Below are 15,568 nucleotides of genomic sequence, written 5' to 3'. Positions count from 1 at the left end.
GCCAAACGCCCCCGACACGTGCCGGATATTACATATCCATGCCCATGCCGCCCATGCCGCCCATGCCACCGGGCATGCCAGCCGGCATACCGGCGTCTTCCTTCGGCAGTTCTGCGACGGCGCAATCGGTCGTCAGCAGCAAACCGGCCACGGAAGCGGCGTTTTGCAGCGCGGTACGGGTGACCTTGGTCGGGTCAACCACACCCATTTCCACCAGATCGCCGTACTCGCCGGTCGAGGCGTTGTAACCGAAGTTACCCTTGCCCTCGATCACGCGGGCCACTACCACGCTGGCTTCTTCGCCGCCGTTGGATACGATTTGACGCAGCGGTTCTTCCATCGCACGCAGCACGATCTTCACGCCGGCGTCCTGGTCGGCATTGTCACCCTTGACGGCCGCGATCGCGGTGCGAGCGCGCAACAGAGCCACGCCGCCGCCGGGAACAATACCTTCTTCCACGGCTGCGCGGGTCGCGTGCAATGCATCTTCCACACGCGCTTTCTTTTCCTTCATCTCGACTTCGGTAGCGGCGCCAACCTTGATCACTGCCACACCGCCAGCCAGCTTGGCAACGCGCTCTTGCAGCTTTTCACGGTCGTAGTCGCTGGTCGCTTCTTCGATCTGCACGCGCACTTGCTTGACACGCGCCTCGATGCTCTTGGCATCGCCAGCACCGTCGATGATGATGGTGTTTTCCTTGCCGATTTCGATGCGCTTGGCTTGGCCGAGGTCTTGCAGCGTCGCTTTTTCGAGGGTCAGGCCCACTTCTTCGGCGATCACCGAACCACCGGTCAGGATAGCGATGTCTTCCAGCATGGCTTTGCGACGATCGCCGAAGCCCGGAGCCTTGACGGCGCAGGTCTTCAGGATGCCGCGAATGTTGTTGACCACCAGCGTCGCCAGGGCTTCGCCTTCGACGTCTTCAGCGATGATCAGCAGCGGACGGCCGGCCTTGGCCACTTGTTCCAGGATCGGCAGCAGATCGCGGATGTTCGAAATCTTCTTGTCGAACAGCAGCACGAACGGGCTTTCCAGAACGGCGACTTGCTTGTCCGGGTTGTTGATGAAATACGGCGACAGGTAGCCGCGGTCGAATTGCATGCCTTCGACGACATCCAGTTCGTCAGCCAGCGACTTGCCGTCTTCGACGGTGATCACGCCTTCCTTGCCGACCTTGTCCATCGCTTCGGCAATGCGCTCACCGATCGACGAATCGCTGTTGGCCGAGATCGAGCCGACTTGCGCGATTTCCTTGCTGGTCGTGCAGGGCTTGCTGGCCTTGTGCAGTTCTTCGACTGCCGCGGCGACGGCCTTGTCGATGCCGCGCTTCAGATCCATCGGGTTCATGCCCGAAGCCACATACTTCATGCCTTCGCGAACGATCGACTGTGCCAGCACGGTTGCCGTGGTGGTGCCGTCGCCGGCATTGTCGCTGGTCTTGGAAGCAACTTCCTTGACCATTTGCGCGCCCATGTTCTGCAGCTTGTCTTTCAGTTCGATTTCCTTGGCGACCGACACACCGTCCTTGGTCACCGTCGGGCCGCCGAAGCTGCGCTCCAGCACGACATTGCGACCCTTCGGGCCGAGCGTCACTTTCACTGCGTTCGCGAGGATATTGACGCCCTCGACCATCTTGGCGCGAGCGGCATCACCAAATACGACTTCTTTTGCTGCCATAACATTAACTCCTTGAATTCTTTGCGAAATAGGTCAAGTAGACGCTTACTTGTTCACCACGGCCATCAGGTCTTCTTCGCGCATCACCAGCAATTCCTGGCCGTCGATCTTGACGCTTTGGCCAGCATACTTGCCGAACAACACACGATCGCCGACCTTAACGTCCAGCGCAATCAAATTGCCCTTGTCATCTTTCTTGCCCGGACCGACGGCCAGAATCTCGCCCTGATCGGGCTTTTCGGCGGCTGCATCAGGAATAACGATACCGGAAGCGGTTTTCGTTTCATTGTCCAGGCGCTTGACGATGACGCGGTCATGCAAGGGACGAAGGTTCATACAAACTCCTCTTCTCTAGTGAAATTGCCAAACCGGAATATGCAAGACGATGCATATTCATTGAATTCAGGATTGTTAGCACTCTGCGCCAACGAGTGCTAATTATAGGGACGGGGTTTTGCAATTTCAAGGCAAGAAGTGGGGGAAAATGCAAATTCTTTTGTCGCAAGTAACGCTTGGCGATGCCATTGCCCGCGTTACGGTGAATCTTGCACAAGCTCAACCGGCCATTGCTCGCGCGACGACGGCAACCGCTATCGCCGTTCCCTATCGGCCAGCTCTCGCCCCGGGCGCACTCGATGATCGGCTGATCCGCGACGCTTTGACGCTCGCAGCTGCCTAAGCGCCACCCTCGCGCCGAAAAACGGACGCGAGGTACTTCAACCCACGCCACGCAAAGCTTTGTCGTGCACCGCCAATCGTAGCGGTCCCGTCGATTTCACGGGGCCAGGCTTCGTGCGCGGGACATTCTCCGATTCGTACGCGGTAGATCGCCGTGAGCGGCACGAGTCGATGCGTACCCGGTTCTTGCCGCACGGGTAGCGGCCCGCCATAGACACTCGCGAGCGACAGGACATCGAGCGTCGCCGCGTTCACGCGATCGACAGCCTTCACCCGGCAGTGCACCACACCGAGTTCGGGTACCGCTGCGACGAAATCCACCCGATCGCCCGCCGCGACGCGCGCCGCGTCGCCCTCGCCGACGAACGCTTCCCCCTTCACGCCAATCGGCCCGACAACGTCGAATACGTGTTCGCCGCGCGGCAGCCATGTCCCCGGCGCAAGCGCGTCATCGGTCTGCACGATGCCGTCAAACGGAGCGCGCAGCGTCAATTGGGCAACTTGCGCGGTGAGCCCCGTTACGGCCTGGCGCGCTGCGTCCCATCGGCGACGCAACGCCGCCCCTTGTTCGAGCAACCGCTCATCGAACGGCTGTTGCGCGACCTCCCAGCCCAACAGGGTCTCATCGGCCTGCGCCGCTTGCAGCCGATGCGTGAGATCGGGCGAGGCCAGGACCGCGAGGACGTCCCCCGCGCGCACACGCTGCCCGTCATGCGCGATCGGCGCCTGCGCCGTCACATAGCCGGCCTCCGGCGTGTAGAGTCCTTGCGCACGCAACGGCCCAAGCACCGCGGGGGCGCTGACGCCGCCGTGCCAAGGCAGCACGAAAAAGCCTATCAGCAACGCGCCGATGATCGCGGTGCGCCGCGTTTCGCGACGCCAGTGCAACTGCGCGCGGCGATGCCAGCACGCAGCGATTTCGCGGACCACGGGCCGCGCGATGAACCAGCCGAACTCGACGAAAAACAGCATCAAACCCAGCGCCTTGAAGAACGTGTGATACACAATCAAAGCGATCGAAAAAAAGACGACCAGCCGGTACAGCCACGTGGCGAAAGAAAAGGCGATCAGAAAGCGTCGGCGTTTGACCGCGCACGGCTCGGGCTGCGGATCGCCGAAGCCGAATAGCCGTTCTGCGAGCCACCACCGGCCAAATGCGAAGGCCCGGTCGTGCAGGTTCGGCATATCGAGCCAGTCCGACAGCAGGAAGTAGCCGTCGAAGCGCATGAACGGGCTCGCGTTGATCGTCAGCGTGCCGATCCATGTGGTCGTTGCGAGCAGAAACGCGCCGGCGCGCAGCGGGCCATCGGGCAGCACGCTCCAGGCAAGCGTCGCCACGGCAGCCAGCGCAAGCTCCGTCAGCATGCCGGCCGCGCCGATGCGCAGGCGCTGCGCGCGCCCCGGGACCTTCCAGGCTTCGGTCGTATCGGTATAGAGCACCGGCACCATCACGAGCAGCGCGACGCCCATCGTCGGCACCCGGCAGCCGTAGCGATGCGCCGTGAATGCGTGACCGAATTCATGCAATATCTTGGCGCAGGCGATGGCCGCGCCGATCGCAATCAGCCCGCGCAGGTCGGCGTATCCATGGAACGTGTGGATAAACTCATCCCAGCGCTGCGACACGAGCACGAGGCCAGTCAGCGCCATCAGCGCGATCACCATCCAGAACGCCGGCCGATAAGCGATTTCCGCATACCGCGCGAAGCGCCGCAAGAACGGCATCGGACGCCAAAGCGGGACACGAATCATCAAGTAGTGCTTGAGCAACCACATTGCACGCGAGAGCTTGTGCGCGGCCGCCGCATTCTCGAGCAGCCCGGTATCGGCTGGGCTCGCCGCAACGAGCAAATGCTGATAGTGCAGCATCCGCAAGAGCGCTTCGAAGTCATCCCTCGTCAGTCGCAGCGTCGTCTGCGCATTGACCGAAGCCACGATCGCCTCGGGGTCGTCGAGCGACCAGCGCGAGAGCATTTCGAACGCGGGCCAGCCGATCTGGAAGAAGCGATTGCCCGCCGGATCGTGGAGCATCCAAGTCGGCGCGCCATCGGGCGTCGCCGCGCCCGGGGTCAGGCTCAGTTCCTGGCGAAGAGAAGGAAGGTGTGACATCGATGCGCCGCGTCAGTATGAAGGAAGCCGCGGCACGGCCTACCAGCCGAGCCACTGCCGCGCGCTCGCCAGCGGGCGGCGCAACAGATAGTAGACAAGCGGCACCCAATGACCATGAATGCGGGCGGTACCCATCACGCCGAGCGGGGGCTTGACCCTGCCGGTAAACGTGGCCTTTACGCGATAGGCCACCACGCCATCGGGCGTCGGCTCGGCGCGGTAGGCCACCGTATCGATGCGCGCCTCGTAGGAGGCGAACGGCGAGCTCTTTGGATAAAGCGTGACGCTCGCACCGGGCACGACGTCGACGTTGTCTGCGGCCGGCACATAGGCGGTGAGCTCGACGTGAGCCGGATCGGCAAGCAGCATCACCTTCTCGCCGATCGACACCGCTTTGCCGTTCCAATCGTTCGGATCGGAGAATACAGCGACGCCGGCACGCGGTGCGCTCACGCGTACCCGTGCGAGTTCGTGCGCCGTATAGTCGAGTTCGACCGCGCTTTGATCGAGCTTGCCCTTGCGCAGCGCCATATCGAGCCGATCCTTATCGTCGGTGACTGCAAGCTGGGCGGTCTGCCGATACTCCTCCTGCGCCGTTGCGTAGTTCTTGTTCGCCACGGCATAGCGCGAGGCAAGCGCCGTGGAGTCGAGCGCAAACAGGGGGGTACCCGCTGCGACACGCTGGTTCGGCTGCGCGAACACGCGATCGATCACACCATCGAGCGGAGCGCGCACGACGAACGGGTCCTTCGGCGTAACCTCGGCCGGCGCAAGCACCGTCAGCGGCACCGGCACGACCAGGGCACAGGCGGCCGCTATCAGCACGCGACGCCGATACTTGCCTGCGCGCAGCGCAAGCCTGGCGCGCTCGCTCCAGGAAGCCCGAGGAGAAAACGCCGCGAGCGCGTGCGACCAGACCCGTGCGAGTTCGGCGAGCAGCGCCTCGTCCACCGGCGTCCACGGCTGCTCACGCGCGAAAACCACGCCGCCGAACGAGCGGCCCAGCCGATCGACCAGCGGCACCCATAGGGCATGCGTCGGCCACCAGGCATCCCATTCGGCCGCCAGCGCGGCGGGCAGGCTGTCGGCAGTGAATGCATACGGCCAAACGGGTGATGCGGCGTCGGCACTCTGCGCCGGTGCGCTCGATTGCGCTGCATTCTGGCCCGCCTCGCCTGCGCCCCGCTGCTGATCGGCCTGGGAAGCGGAAGGTTCGTTCGAGCCTGCCTGCGCGCGACGTTCCAGCGCGCGGCACACTTCGCCGAGCCACTGCACGTACGGCGCGCCGGGGTCGCTCTGCGGCAGGCCCGAGACGGCGGCAACCGCGCCCGGCAAGGGCGCCGGCGCACGCCACCATGCCGCCTGCCGGTACGGCACGAGCGAGAGCGTTTCATTGACCACGACAAAGCCGAGCGTCTGCTCGCTCGGCGCTTCGCGCGCGCGCGCGGACAATTGCCAGAGCACCGCAAGCGCGCTCGCCTCGATCCGCAGCGGGGTATTCATGATGCGGCCGCCGTTTTAACGGCCGGGATCGGCAAAACGCGCCCAGCCGCTCATGCCCGGCAACAGCTCGGGCGTGTGGGCAGACAGCGCGGCCGTCACGTCGACGGTCTGCGTCACCGGATCGACGCGCGCGCCGATCCGCACGACCTTGGCCGAATAGCTTTTGCCGACTTCATCGACACTCACCGTGAGCGCGTGGCCGGGTTTGAGCCAGACGAGCCACTTCGACGGCACGATCATCTTCAGTTCGAGATGACTCGTGTCGATGATCGTCAGAAGCGATTTGCCGGGCTCGGTAAATTGCTGCGCGGAGGCGCTGCGCTTGACGACGCGCCCGTCGAACGGCGCGGAAATACTGCACTTTCTCACCGTGGCCTGCATGTAAGCCACTTCCGCCGCACTCGCTTTCGCTTTGGCCTGAGCCTGCTGCACCTCGACCTCGCCGATCGAATGCAATTGCGAGAGACGCTCGTTGACGCGCTCGAGCTGCGCGGCGGCCTCCGCTTCCGCCTGGGCCTTGTGCAATTGCGCCAGGTAGAGCGAGCAATCGAGCGACACGAGCGTCTGCCCAGTGCGGAATGCATCGCCATCGCGAAATGGCATCGAAGCGATCTTCGCGCTGATTTCGCTCGAAATATCGACCTGGTCGCGCGCGACGAGCTGGACCCGGATCCGGCCATCGTCTTCGGCATGCACGGACGAAGAAACGCCAAGCGCGGCCGGCGCATTAGGCACCGCTGGTGCGGCGGCCAACGCGCGCGGCGCCGCGGCTTGCGATCCTGCCGCTCGGGCACCCCCGGAGAAACAACTGTAAGCCACTACCACCAGGGCCGCGCCGCGCAGCCCTGCCCTGCACCATGAATTCATTGCGCTTTGACTCCGTCGGCGCGGCCCAACTGGGCCCAACGCGTTTGCTCTTTGTCGATCGACCGCTCGATCGATTTCAAATCGCGCTTGCCGGCGCCAGCGGGCAACGGATCGAGCCCGAGCGTCGCCAACAGCTGACCGTAGGCGCCTTCGAGCTCGCCATAGCTTTGATACAGACGCAGCTCCGACATCATCGCGGAAGCTGCCGCACGGATCTCCTCGAGCTTGCCTTGCGCGTTCACGACGGTGGCGTTATGCATATGCTGAAGGATCTGTGCATCGACATCGTTGATCTGCCTGAACAAATCGAACTGACGCTGCTTGGCGCTCAACTCGGCGCGCGCGACGTGCACTTGCGTGAGCACAGCCATCGACAGCGCGAGCTGCTGCGCATGTGCGACGTCGCGTTGCGCATGCGCCATGCCGCGAATGTTCTTCGCGTTGAGCAGATTCAACAGGTTCCAGCTCACATTGATGCCGGCCGCGCGCCACGCATGATAGGCCAGGAAGCTGTTGCTGTCGTAGTGCGTGCCCAACTGCACCTCGATGCCCGGAAGCAGCTTGGCAATGGCCTTGTGCGTTTCGTTGACGCTGATGCGCTCGTTGTAGCTCGCTTCGACCAGTTCCGGCCGGCGCTCCAGCGCGGTCTCCTCCATCCGGTCCATCGGCATGGCGAATTGCGGTACCGCAAAGCCCTTGGGCGGCGCAAGCGTGATGTCCGTGCCGGGCGCGACATTCATGAGCGATGCAAGCCGTGGCCTGGCCTCGTCGAGCTGGTCGCGCACGAGTTCGAGCTGGCGCATGATATCGAGCAGCGCATGCTGATAGGCCAGCGTATCGAGCGGCGAGCGCAGCCCTTCCTGCTGAGACTCGCGTGAATCGTCCAGCGCTTGCCTGGCCTGTGCAAGCAGCGGACCGACCTGCTTCTCCAGGCGCTGCGCACCGACCGCCTGCCAGTAAGCCTCGCGCACTTGCTGCATCAACAACTGCACGACCTTGCGCCGACGCTGCTCGACGACGAGCACGCGATCGGCCTGCTCTTTGGCCTCGAAGTAGCTGACGCCGAAGTCGAGCACGTTCCACGAGAACGCGAGATCGGCCGTGCGGTCGTTTTGATCGGTCGAGTACGACGGCTCCAACGACACCTGATGCGTGCGCAGCGAAATCGACTCCGATGCGAGCGGATGGTCTCGGTACGTGTAGCCGGCCGCGGCGGTCAGACGCGGCAGCATGTCGAAGTTCGCCACGTCGAGCTGCTTCTGCGCCAGAGCCTCTTCCATCATCTTCAGGCGATGGTCGAGGTTGAAGCGGATCGCCCGCGCCATGGCTTCCTCGAGTGTGACGGGCCCGGTCAGCGGCGGCTGGTTTGCGAACATGGCGATGCGATCGGCATGCGCGCTCTGTGCGCGCTCGGCGTCGGTAAACGGCGTCGGTCTGATCGCGCAGCCGGAAAGCCATAACGCCGCCACTGCGATGACGGCCAGCGACGGACGCAGTGCGCGCTTCGAACGCGGCTCGTGCGCGGTGTTTGCGGCAGGTGCCAAGGTGGGCGCTGGCATCGTTTCGGCAACTGACGGTTGTAGTCTCATTGGTCTCAAGGGATGACGGGGATTCATACGCGACGCGCAGCGGCGCCCGGTTTCGATACGTGCAGCGCCGCTCGAGCTTCGGCGAATTGTTGGTCGAGCGAAGGCTTGCCGGCAGGGCGTGCCGCTCGCGCCACGGGCGGCTGGGCGAGCCCGGCATGGCCAGGCGTCCCCGGCTTGGCGACGCCGTGCGAGCCGCCATGTTCACCGCCATGCCCGTCGTGCGGAGCCAGTACCAGCTCGCGGCGCGTCTGGTGGCCGGCCGCATCGCGCGTGAGCACGACGATATGGACATCCCCGACACCCGGCGGCAGTTTGCCTTGCAAGACGCCATTCACCACGTCGTAGCGGATCCAGCCCGGCAGCGGGCGGCCGTCGGCGAGTTCGACGGTGACGCCGGAGCCGCCGTGCATTGCCTCGGACAGCGGCAGCAAGGTCGCAACGCTGATCGAGAACGGATTGTTCGGCGTCACCTCGAACGACACGTTCGGCAGCGCCAGCGGCGCGTCGATAGGCAGCACGGCGATCGCACCGTTGAGTGCCGTCGTGTCGGCGCGCGGCACGGATGCGCGATCCAGCGAATAGGCATGTGCCGGGGCGCTCGGATCGGTAAACGTCATGGTTGGCACGACAGGCACCGCGCCGATCGGCAGCGGCTGAGCGAACTCATCCAGCACGTCGGCCGGCGCGGTATGGTCGTTGCCCGTGAACGACGAAGAATGCGTCGGTGCGGGCATCTCGATGATGGTTGGAGGCTCGGCGGGCAGGATCGGCGGGAAAGCCGGCGCATTGGTGATCGCCACCGTGTTGGAAGCGACCGCGCTTGTCTTCACGCCATCGTTGACCGTGAACGTTACCGTGCGGCTACTGCCGGCGTTGAGCGCCTGATTGCCGTACGTGACCGATTTCAGTGCGGCCGTCCATTGCGCGATCGTCGCCGTACCGCCGACGGAGGTCAACGTCAGCACACCGGTAGCAGCGTTGTAGCTCCCCGTGATGTTGCCGGTCGCCGCGCCGCTCGCGAACCCGAGGGTATCGTTCGCCGCATCGAACCCGGCGCCGATCGATACTTGCGCCGAGGCCAGCGTGGTGTTGTCCAGGTCGCTGATGGTGACTTGCGGGGCCACCACGGCCGGCGTCGAGCCGTTCCCTCTGGCCGTAAACGCCGCGTCGCCGCCCACGCTCAGGAGCGGCGTCTGATCGGTATCGGTCACCGTCACGCTGCGTGTTTGCATGTCGCTTGCCGTGCCGTTACCGTCCGTCACCGTGAAGCTGATCGAGCGCGTCGTGTTAGCGGGCGTGACGGCCGTATCGGTGTAAGTCACCGAGGCCAGCGCCGCCTGCCATTGGGCGAGCGTGGCCGTCCCGCCAGCCGAACTCAGCCTCAGAACGCCGGTGCTTGCGTCATAGCTGGCGGCGATGTTGCCCATCGTCGCGCCGTCGTTGTCGAACGCGAGCACGTCCTGGCCCGTGTGAAAGCCGCCCGTGATCGATACGCTGGCCTGGCTCGCCGTCGTGCTGCTGGCGTCGGTCAGGCTCAGGCCCGGCGAAACGACGATCGGCGTGGACGCCGCATTGTCGCCGGCGACGAATGAGGCAGCACCTGGATCGATCCCGACATGTGGCCGGTCGAGCACCGTCACCGTATCGCTCGCCGCCATGCTCGTCTTCGTACCGTCGCTCGTCGCGAACGAAATCGTCCGGTTGCCAGGCGTCGCGCTCGATCCCGCCGAGAACGTCACCGCCGACAGCGCGTTCGCCCACTGCGCATCGGTGGCCGTCGCACCGGAAGACGTCAGCGTCAGCACGCCCGTGGCCGCGTTATATGAACCGACGATGTTGCCGAACGTGGTCGCGTTCGTGTTGATGAACGCCAGCGTATCGCCGCTATGAAAACCTCCCGTCACCGACACCGTGCCCGACGATTGCGTCGTGTTGTCGAGATCGCTCACCGTGATCCCGCCGTCGATCGTCACCGCCGACGTACCGCCGACGTAGTTCGTCGTATGCCCCGTGGTCGTCACGATCGGTGTTTGATCGGTGTCGGTGATCGTGACGGTGCGCGTGGCCGTGTTGCTAGTCACGGCGCCCGTATCGACCGCCGCAAAGCTGATCGTGCGCGTTGCATTGTTCGGCGTGACCGCGGTGTCGGTGTAAGTCACCGCATCGAGCGCCGCCTGCCATTGCGCAAGGCTGGCCGATGCGCCCGACGACGTCAGCGTCAACACGCCTGTCGCCGCGTTGTACGACGCCGCGACGTTGCCATATGTCGTCGAGCTTGTATTGGTGAACGCCAGTACGTCTTCGCCGCTATGGAAGTTGCCCGTGATCGCCACGGTGGCTGAAGCCAGCGTCGGCGAGCTGCCGTCCGTCAAGGTCAGCCCCGAGTCAATGGCAACCGGCGTCGAGGCCGTATTGTCACCCGCCACGAATGAAGCCGAACCGGGGTCAGTCGTGATCGTCGGCGGGCCGAGCACGCTCACCGTGTCGGTTGCGGCCGTACTGGATTTGGTGCCGTCGCTCGTCGCAAACGAAATCGTGCGGTTGCCCGGCGTCGCGCTCGCCCCCGCCGAGAACGTCACCGCCGACAGCGCGTTCGCCCATTGCGCATCGGTGGCCGTCGCACCGGAAGACGTCAGCGTCAGCACACCCGTGCCCGAATTGTACGAAGCGACGATGTTGCCGAACGTGGTCGCGTTCGTATTGATGAAACTCAGCGTATCGCCGCTGTGGAAGCCGCTTGTCACCGACACCGTACCCGACGATTGCGTCGTGTTGTCGAGATCGCTCACCGTGATCCCGCCGTCGATCGTCACGGCCGACGTGCCCCCAACGTAGTTCGTCGTGCCCCCCGTGGCCGTCACGATCGGTGTTTGGTCGGTGTCGGTCACCGTCACCGTGCGCGTCGCCGTATTGCTGGTGACAGCAGCCGCATCCACCGCCGTGAAGCTCACGGTACGTGTTGCGTTGTTCGGCGTGACCGCCGTGTCGGTATATGTCACCGCGTCGAGCGCCGCCTGCCATTGCGTCAGCGTGGCCGCATTACCCGCGGAGGAAAGCGTCAATACACCCGTGGCCGCGTTGTACGACGCGGCGATGTTGCCGTAAGTCGCCGAACTCGTGTTCGCAAACCCGAGTACGTCCTCGCTCGAGTGGAAGTTGCCCGTGATCGCCACGGTCGCCGAGGACAGCGTCGAGGCGGCGCCATCCGTCAAGGTCAACCCCGAATCGATCGCCACCGGTGTCGACGCCGCGTTGTCGCCCGCCACGAACGTCGCCGAACCCGCATCGGTCACGATCGTCGGCGGACCAAGCACCGCAACCGTATCGCTCGCCGCCACGCTCGTCTTCGTGCCGTCGCTCGTCGCGAACGAAATCGTCCGGTTGCCCGGCGTCGCGCTCGACCCCGCCGAGAACGTCACCGCCGACAGCGCGCTCGCCCATTGCGCATCGCTGGCCGTCGCACCGGAAGACGTCAGCGTCAGCACACCCGTGCCCGAATTGTACGAAGCGACGATATTGCCGAACGTGGTCGCGTTCGTATTGATGAAACTCAGCGTATCGCCGCTGTGGAAGCCGCTTGTCACCGACACCGTACCCGACGATTGCGTCGTATTGTCCCGGTCGCTGACCGTGATCCCACCGTCGATGGTCACCGCCGACGTCCCGCCGATGTAGTTCGTCGTGCCCCCGGTCGTCGTCACGATCGGCGTTTGATCCGTGTCCGTGATCGTCACCGTGCGTGTGGACGTGGCGCTCGTGTTGCCCGCCCCATCCACCACCGTGAAGCTCATGGTGCGCGTCGCGTTGTTCGGCGTGATCGCCGTGTCGGTGTACGTCACCGATCGCAGCGCGCTCTGCCATTGCGCCAGCGTGGCCGTGGCGCTGGCCGAGGTCAGTGTCATCACCCCCGTTACCGAATTGTACGAAGCCGCAATGTTGCCCATCGTCGCGCCGTCGTTGGTGAACGCCAGCACATCTTCACTGCCGTGAAAGTTGCCTGTGATGGCCACCGTCGTGGAGGCAAGCGTCGCCGCGCTGCCGTCGGTTACCGTCAGGCCAGAATCGATTTTCACTGGCGTCGACGTCGCGTTATCGCCAGAAACAAACGCGGCCGAGCCAGAATCGGTCGTGATCGTCGGGGGCGCCGTCATATAGACCGTATCGGCGGCTTGCGGGCTGTTTTTCGTGCCGTCGTTGATCTGGTACCAAATCGTGCGGTTGCCGTATGTCGTACTCGTACTCGAGAACGTGACGGCTCTCAACGCACTGCCCCATTGCGCATCGGTGGCCGTCGCCCCTATCGACGTGAGCAACAAAACGCCCGATCCCGCACTGTAGGAAGCCTGGATGTTCCCCATTGTCGAGCCGTCGTTGATAAAGCTCAACGTGTCGCCGCTGTGGAAGTTGCCTGTCACCGCCACGGTGGCCGACGATTGCGTCGTGTTGTCCCGATCGCTGACAGCGACTCCACCGTCGATCGTCACCGGCGCGGCGTCGCCGACATAATAGGTCGTCCCGCCCGTCGTCGTCACGATCGGCGTTTGATCCGTGTCCGTGACCGTGACGGTACGCGTGGCAGCGGTGCTCGTATTGCTCAAACTGTCGACAACGGCAAAGCTCACGGTACGCGTCGCGTTGCTCGGCGTGATCGCCGTGTCGGTGTAAGTCACCGATCGCAGCGCGCTCTGCCATTGCGCCAGCGTGGCCGTGGCGCTGCCCGAGGTCAGTGTCATCACCCCCGTGCCCGAGTCGTACGAAGCCGCAATGTTGCCCATCGTCGCGCCGTCGTTGGTGAACGCCAGCACATCTTCACTGCTGTGGAAGTTACCCGTGATCGCCACCGTCGCGGAACCCAGCGTCGTGGCAGTGGTGTCCGTCACTGTCAATCCGGAATCGATCGCCACTGGCGTCGACGTCGTGTTGTCGCCGGCCACGAACGCCGCCGACCCCGAGTCAGTCGTCACTTGCACAGGGTTCACGACATTGATCGTATCGGTCGCCGCGGTGCTCGTCTTCGTGCCATCGCTTGTCGCGAACGAAATCGTGCGACTGCCGTACGTCGTGCTCGTGCTCGAGAATGTTACGGATTTCAGCGCGTCGGCCCACTGCGCATCGGTGGCCGTCGCGCCGGAAGACGTCAGCGTCAACACACCCGTGCCCGAATTGTACGAAGCGACAATGTTGCCGAACGTGGCCGAGCTCGTATTGTTGAACGCCAGCGTATCGCCGCTATGGAAGCCGCCCGAAACCGACACCGTACCCGACAATTGCGTCGTATTGTCGAGATCGCTGACCGTGATGCCGCCGTCGATGGTGATGGCGGACGCCCCACCGCTGTAGCTCGTCGTGCTGCCCGTCGTCCGGACGATCGGGCTTTGATCGGTTGCCGTGACGGTCACGGTTTTCGTGGCCACATTGCTGGATGAGTAGTAGGCGTCGCTCGTCAGTTCGAAGCTGACCGTACGCGTGGCAGTGGTCGGTGTCACAGCCGTATCGGTGTAGGTAACCGCGCGAAACGCGTCCTGCCATTGCGCGATCGTGGCGGTACCGCTCGCCGACGTCAGCGTCATCACGCCGGTGGCCGCGTTGTAGGAGCCGCCGATGTCGCCATACAGCGCAGTGCTCGTGTTGTTGAATCCCAGTACGTCCTGCCCGCTCGCGAAGTTGCCCGTGATACTGACTGTGCCGGCTTTCGCGGTGGTCGCATCGCCATCGGCCAGGGTGATCCCGCTATCGATCACGACGGGGGTCGATGTGGTGTTATCGGCTTCGACGAACGGCGTGCCGCCGCCTGTAGCCGTCACCACCGGTGGCGAGGACAGGTCGACGTAAGCGAAGTTGTTGAGCGTCGGCGTGAGAAACGCCGAATCCGTCTCACGGAATCTTAGGCTCGCGATGCCTGAGAAAGCAGCGTTGCCCGACAAATTGACGTGAAACACCGAGCTGCCGCCATTCGTCGACGTATCAAGCGTAAGCGTGCCTATCACGTTTCCGGAGGAATTCAGCGCTTCGACCGCGACCACAGAAGGCGCATTGATGTCGATATCGAAGCTCTGCACGGCCATCTTGTCGCCGTTTTGCAGCGACATGGTCATCGATGTCAGCGAAGTGCCTTGCACGTTGCCGAACAACACCCCATCGGTCGGCCCTGTAGTGAGCGGCGGAGGGCCGAACTGGTTGACGGTCGTGCTGTCGACGGCGAATTCCGCAGCCTGGTCCAATGTGTAGTGGATGCCGTCCAGGTCGAACGATGTGACGCCCACCGCACCGCCGGCCGTGTCATAGCCGATCTGTCCATCGTATGTTTCATCGGTGACGGCCAATAGTCCGGCATATCGCTGCTCGGCAGCCTGCGAAAAAATCACCGACGTATGCACGGCGCCGGCGTCGTACTCGAGCGCCCAGTCGCCGCCAAGCGCGGCCGCCCCGGTGGCATCGGTCGATGCCCCCACGTTCAATCCCGAGATCGAAGCAATCTGCTGCACGAGCGCCTTGCCGTCGGCGTTTTGGGCGACATCGCAGCCGTAAATCAAGAAGTCGCCGCCCGGCCGCATCGCTGCGCCGATCTGCGTGAGTTCCGCGCTATAGGCCGCGATATCGCCCTGGTTGAGCCACGTGCTGCCAACCTGCACGTTGCCGTCGGAACCGTGCGACACGAGGTGGATCGCGCTGACGCCCGAGTGCGTCTGCAGATACTGCTCGATTTGCAAAAGCCCGTCCTTGGTGGAGTCGAGCACCACATACTGCGTGCCCGCCGGCAAACCGGCGACGAGTGTTTGCAAATCGGCGACGTTCCCATTGATGAAAACGACCTGCTTGTTGGCCGCCTGGGCCGCCGTATCGGTGAAGCCATGCACCGTACGCGCCGACGCGGAAGCGTCCGTGGCCGGATTCGCCGCCACCGGCACATCGCGCATGACGCCCACGGGCTGCGCGTCGCCGCTCGCGTGATGCTGAGGCGCGACCGCGGTCGCGCCGATCGACGCTGCCGACGCGTCGTAGACGATGCGCGGCTCGAGCGCCACGATGAGCGGCGCGGGCATGGCGGCGACCGCGCGGCGCGCGCTCTTGTCGGGCGCGAGCATGACGCGCAGCAGTTTCGACAGGCGGGCGGCGAATTTCATCGCTTGATGTCCTCGAGGGC

Annotated in this window: 8 protein-coding genes; 1 reads left to right on the top strand and 7 read right to left on the bottom strand. The window is 64.2% G+C overall.

Annotation, left to right across the window (positions count from 1 at the left end):
- Window positions 1–28 precede the first annotated feature (28 nt).
- Window positions 29–1,678: a chaperonin GroEL gene (gene groL / locus PATSB16_RS01505; protein WP_047216129.1), complete on the bottom strand. Its 1,650-nt coding sequence runs from the start codon at window positions 1,676–1,678 to the stop codon at window positions 29–31.
- 45 nt (window positions 1,679–1,723) lie between these two features.
- The gene (gene groES / locus PATSB16_RS01500) at window positions 1,724–2,014 is read right to left on the bottom strand and encodes a co-chaperone GroES (protein ID WP_047216128.1); all 291 of its coding nucleotides are present in this window, start codon (window positions 2,012–2,014) and stop codon (window positions 1,724–1,726) included.
- A 148-nt stretch (window positions 2,015–2,162) separates the two neighbouring features.
- Here groES and PATSB16_RS01495 point away from each other — a divergent pair, with 148 nt between their 5' ends.
- A complete protein-coding gene (locus PATSB16_RS01495; RefSeq protein ID WP_047216127.1) occupies window positions 2,163–2,357 on the top strand; it encodes a hypothetical protein in 195 nt (64 codons plus the stop codon).
- Here PATSB16_RS01495 and PATSB16_RS01490 read toward each other — a convergent pair.
- The 5 genes from PATSB16_RS01490 to PATSB16_RS01470 are packed head-to-tail and all read right to left on the bottom strand — an operon-like array spanning window position 2,354 to window position 15,548.
- Window positions 2,354–4,465 (bottom strand): HlyD family efflux transporter periplasmic adaptor subunit, encoded by a 2,112-nt coding sequence (locus PATSB16_RS01490; protein ID WP_047216126.1) that lies wholly within the window; start codon window positions 4,463–4,465, stop codon window positions 2,354–2,356. The two genes, PATSB16_RS01495 and PATSB16_RS01490, sit on opposite strands and share 4 nt — an antisense overlap.
- A gap of 39 nt (window positions 4,466–4,504) precedes the next feature.
- Entirely contained in the window at window positions 4,505–5,968 is a 1,464-nt protein-coding gene (locus PATSB16_RS01485; RefSeq protein WP_047216125.1) for an efflux RND transporter periplasmic adaptor subunit, read from the bottom strand.
- A gap of 15 nt (window positions 5,969–5,983) precedes the next feature.
- Window positions 5,984–6,835 (bottom strand): efflux RND transporter periplasmic adaptor subunit, encoded by an 852-nt coding sequence (locus tag PATSB16_RS01480; RefSeq protein WP_083566637.1) that lies wholly within the window; start codon window positions 6,833–6,835, stop codon window positions 5,984–5,986.
- On the bottom strand, window positions 6,832–8,394 hold the full coding sequence (locus PATSB16_RS01475; protein ID WP_052892786.1) for a TolC family protein: 1,563 nt from the start codon (window positions 8,392–8,394) through the stop codon (window positions 6,832–6,834). The genes PATSB16_RS01480 and PATSB16_RS01475 overlap by 4 nt, the downstream gene beginning before the upstream one ends.
- Window positions 8,395–8,447: 53 nt before the next feature.
- Window positions 8,448–15,548 (bottom strand): DUF4347 domain-containing protein, encoded by a 7,101-nt coding sequence (locus PATSB16_RS01470; protein ID WP_052892785.1) that lies wholly within the window; start codon window positions 15,546–15,548, stop codon window positions 8,448–8,450.
- Between the last annotated feature and the right edge of the window lie 20 nt (window positions 15,549–15,568).

It is taken from the genome of Pandoraea thiooxydans (assembly GCF_001931675.1).
Lineage (GTDB): Bacteria > Pseudomonadota > Gammaproteobacteria > Burkholderiales > Burkholderiaceae > Pandoraea > Pandoraea thiooxydans.
The sequence above is the reverse complement of the archived record's forward strand: the minus strand, read 5'-3'. Positions and strand labels throughout refer to the sequence as shown.